This is a genomic window from Rhodococcus sp. P3_B8 (assembly GCF_056402775.1).
Genome location: NZ_JBFUGT010000485.1, coordinates 1 through 3,395 on the forward strand (window position 1 = coordinate 1; position 3,395 = coordinate 3,395).

General features: G+C 67.3%; 1 protein-coding gene. It reads left to right on the forward strand.

Annotation, left to right across the window (positions count from 1 at the left end):
- Window positions 1-53: 53 nt before the first annotated feature.
- Window positions 54-3,395: amino acid adenylation domain-containing protein (locus AC1D1G_RS43325; RefSeq protein ID WP_477956722.1), on the forward strand; the 3,342-nt coding region annotated here is incomplete at its 3' end.

The following is a 3,395-nucleotide window of genomic DNA, read 5'->3' on the forward strand; positions in this document are numbered from 1 at the left end:
GTTCGTCGCCAACCCCTACGGCCCACCCCCCCTACGGCCCACCCGGCGAACGCATGTACCGCACCGGCGACCTCGTCCGCTGGCACCCCGACGGCAACCTCGAATACCTCGGCCGCCGCGACCTCCAAGTCAAAATCCGCGGCCACCGCATCGAACTCGGCGAAATCGAAGCCACCCTCACCACCCACCCCGACATCACCCACGCCGCAGTGACAGTCCACCACGACCCCGTCACCGGCGACCAACTCGTCGGCTACGTCGTCCCCCGCGATGGCGCCCACGTCGACCCGGCTCGTGTCCGCGTGCTGGTCGCGGAGCGCCTCCCCGACTACATGGTGCCCTCACCGATTACCGTGCTGGATCGATTGCCGTTGACGGCCAGTGGGAAGGTGGATCGGCGGGCGTTGCCGGCACCGGTATTTCCGGTGCCGCAGTACCGGGCGCCGGTGACGGTGGCGGAGGGGGTCGTTGCCGGCGTGTTCGCAGATGTCCTCGATCGCGAGAGGGTCGGGCTCGACGACGACTTCTTCGCCCTGGGCGGCAACTCGTTGCTCGCGACGCAGGTGGTGTCGCGGCTAAGTGTGGCGATGGATGCGCGGGTACCGATGCGGGTGCTGTTCGAGGCGTCGTCGGTGCAGGCACTGTCGACGTGGCTCGAATCCCGGGCCGCTGCGGGTGCACACACACCCCTGGTTCCGCGGACCCGACCCGAACACATCCCGCTATCGTATGCGCAGCAACGCATCTGGTTCCTCAACCGGTTCGACCCACACTCACCGGTCTACAACATCCCCTTCGCCGTGCGCCTGTCGGGAACCATGGACACAGCCGCACTGCTGGCAGCGATCGCAGACGTCGTGGACCGGCACGAGACCCTCCGGACGATCTACCCCGAATCCGAGACCGGCCCGCACCAAGTGGTTGTCCCGGCGGCCGAGATCAGCGGCGGATTCGCCACCGCCGCGGTGACCGAGAACGAGCTCGCCACGCGACTGCTGTCGATGGCCTCCGCCGAGTTCGACGTCACCACATCGGTGCCGGTGCGGGCCGCCCTGTTCGAGACGGCCGACAGCGAGCACGTGCTCGCCGTGGTGCTGCACCACATCTGCGCCGACGGCTCCTCGATCGCCCCGCTGGCCCGGGACGTGATGGCCGCCTACACGGCCCGAACCGGCGGACACACGCCATCGTGGCCACCACTGGCGGTGCAGTACGCCGACTACACCCTGTGGCAACGGGAACTGCTCGGCTCCGACGACGACCCGAACTCGTTGCTCGCGCAACAGCTGACCTACTGGCGTTTCACCCTCGACGGGCTACCCGAACAGCTCGAACTACCCGGGAACCGAACACCGCCCGCCGTCACCCACCGTGGACGAACACACACGTTCACCATCGACACGCCCACCCACCGCGCGGCAGCCGAACTCGCACGACAACACACCGCGACCGTGTTCATGGTGCTGCACACCGCATTCGCGATATTCCTGGCCCGAACATCGGGCACCGCGGATATCGCGATCGGCACCCCCGTCGCCGGCCGCGGCGACCCGGCACTCGACGACCTGGTCGGCATGTTCGTCAACACCCTCGCACTGCGAACCCCAGTCGACGCTGCCAGCAGCTTCACCCAACTGCTCACGACGGTGCGAGAAACCGACCTGGCCGCATTCGAGCACGCCGACGTGCCGTTCGAACGGGTGGTACAAGCCCTCAACCCGACACGATCGACCACCCGACACCCCCTGTTCCAGGTGATGCTCGTCTTCCAGAACCAAGAGCACCCGAAGATCGAACTGGCGGGACTGACCGCCCGTATCGAGGACATCGACCACACCGCCACCCAGTTCGACCTCACCCTGGTGGTGAGTGAACGCGTCGACCGCGATGGTGCCGCTCGAGGATTGACCGCCGCGCTGACATACGCGCAGGACCTGTTCGACGAGGACACCGTCCGCGGCTTCGCCGACCGATTCACCCGGCTCCTCGAGGCAGCGGTGGCCGATCCCGACAGCCCGGTCGGCGACCTCGACATCCTCGACGCCGACGAAAAACAGCTGATCCTCGAGGACTGGAACCACACCGATCATGCGACAACCACCGACACACTGGTGTCGATGTTCGGTGCGCAGGTCACGCGCACACCCGACGCGCCCGCGGTGGTGGACGGAAACCGAACACTGTCCTACGCCGAGTTCGATGCACGCGTCAACCGTCTCGCCCGACACCTGATCACCCAGGGCGTGCGCCCGGAAACCATCGTGGCACTACGGATGCGCCGCTCCCTCGACTTCATCGTCGGCGTCTACGCCACCCTCACCGCCGGTGCAGCTTATCTGCCCATCGACCCCCACCACCCAGCCGAGCGCACACACTTCATACTCGCAGTGGCGCAACCCACCTGCATGCTGACCACCACCCACGACGACCAAGACGATCCGCCCGACCCGGTACCGGTCCTCCACCTCGACACCATCGATCTGTCACCGCTGTCCGCGATGCCGGTGACCGACGCGGACCGCCGCGCACSGCTACGCCCGCAGAACACGGCCTACGTGATGTTCACCTCGGGATCGACCGGCCGCCCGAAGGGAGTGACCGTAGCGCACAGCGCGATCGTCAACGAGGTGCAGTGGGTGGTCGAGGCGTTCGATCACCGTGCCGGTGACCGACTTCTGCAGAGCAACGCGGTGACCTTCGACGCGTCGACCCCCGATCTCTTCGCACCGCTGCAGGTCGGGGGCTGCGTGGTCTTGGCAGGGCCCGACGGCCAACGCGACCCCGACTACCTCGCCGAACTCATCTTGGCACAGAAGGTCACTCACGTGGCGTCGGTGCCGACGGTGATGACCGCCCTGATGGCCGGCCGATCACCCGACGTCCTCCGCGGCGTGCGGGTGCTCTACCTCGGCGGTGAAACGCTGTCCGGGCAGACGGTCGCGCGGTTGGCGGAGTTCGGTCCGGCGACGGTATGGAACCAGTACGGGCCCACCGAAACCACCGTCAGCGTCATCTGCCACCGCTGCACCCAGCACGAAGAGTCGGTGGTGCCCATCGGCACACCCCAGATCAACTGCCACGCCTACGTGCTGGACCACCGCTTGCATCCGGTACCGGTGGCGGTGGTGGGCGAGTTGTATGTGGCCGGGGTCCAGCTGGCCCGCGGATACCACAACCGACCCGCACTGACCGCCGAACGGTTCGTCGCCAACCCCTACGGCCCACCCGGCGAACGCATGTACCGCACCGGCGACCTCGTCCGCTGGCACCCCGACGGCAACCTCGAATACCTCGGCCGCCGCGACCTCCAAGTCAAAATCCGCGGCCACCGCATCGAACTCGGCGAAATCGAAGCCACCCTCACCACCCACCCCGACATCACCCACGCCGCAGTG